2 protein-coding genes are annotated in these 1,047 nt (G+C 57.6%); one reads left to right on the top strand and one right to left on the bottom strand.

The genetic code is table 11. The features are described 5' to 3' along the window. Positions 1-53 precede the first annotated feature (53 nt). Positions 54-395 carry a DUF190 domain-containing protein gene (locus AC1DH9_RS29730; protein ID WP_427542923.1) on the bottom strand — a complete coding sequence of 114 codons (342 nt, stop codon included), beginning with the start codon at positions 393-395 and terminating at the stop codon, positions 54-56. A gap of 263 nt (positions 396-658) precedes the next feature. Between AC1DH9_RS29730 and AC1DH9_RS29725 the strand changes: the two genes are divergently transcribed. Further along, a complete protein-coding gene (locus tag AC1DH9_RS29725) occupies positions 659-937 on the top strand; it encodes a DUF3303 domain-containing protein (protein WP_103316019.1) in 279 nt (92 codons plus the stop codon). Positions 938-1,047: the final 110 nt, after the last annotated feature.

The following is a 1,047-nucleotide window of genomic DNA, read 5'->3' as shown; positions in this document are numbered from 1 at the left end:
GGGCTACACCGCTGAGTTTAGACGTCGGCGCCTTCCTGGCTCGGCCAGCGTTATCAACCCTCGTGGCCGGACGGCTCGGCCCTTTTGCCCACGATTCCGAATTCAACCGGCGCCTTGATGTAAAACAGAGCAATGTCTTCGGCCTCGAGCCGCTCGAACAGGCGAGTGCACTCTTCTTCGGTAATCGCCAGGCGGATCTCGGCGGGCTGATCGCCCATCTCGAAAAAATGCGCGGAATGCAGTTTCCCGGAATGCCCGAAGCCTTCGATACCGGTTGCCAGAGTGGCCCCGTGCAGACCCATTTCCTTTGCCAGATCAATGAGCCAGTCACCGAGCATTTTTCCGTGATGACGGCGGTTTTGCTGAGTAAAGAAAATCACCAGAAAACCTTGCATGACGGATCTCCTCTTCAATGACCTCGATGACCCAACATAAACCTGCCTTGCCGAATAGTGTAGTGCCCGGGATTTGTTGCTGAGGCGGTAAAGAAGATCAGCGGTCATACGCCCCGTTCAGCAGGCTGCTATGCCTTCTCATGGGAGCTGTCGATCAAGTCAGCCGAGGGAGGCGCTGAAAAACAGATGCGTGGCCAGGGTCGCGGCACCCACCTTGTGCGCGCAGAGAAAAACCGGTGCCAGCCCCTGACAGGAGGTGGCAGATGCTCTACATCGTCAGTTGGTCAATCACTCCGGAACGTCGTAATAGCGCAATCGAACGTTTTCTCAAGACAGGCGGAGCCCCACCCGCAGGCGTCAAGATGCTGGGACGCTGGCATGCCGTAGGACGCATGACCGGTTTTGGTGTTGCAGAAGCCAGTGATGTCACACTGATACAGAAATGGGTGCTCGAATGGAGCGACCTGCTGGCCATGGAGATTCACCCTGCGTTGACGGATGAACAGGCCGCGCCGCTGCTGGCGGCGGCGCTTGGCAAGTAATAACCGGCGCCTGCAATGACGCAGATCCAGTGTGGGAGCGAGCCTGCTCGCGATGACGGTTTTACATTCGGCATCAATGTCGACTGTCACACCGCTATCGCGAGCAGGCT

This window comes from Pseudomonas sp. 05T35 (assembly GCF_056396605.1).
Note: the sequence above shows the minus strand (reverse complement) of the source record. Positions and strands in the feature narration are given on the sequence as shown.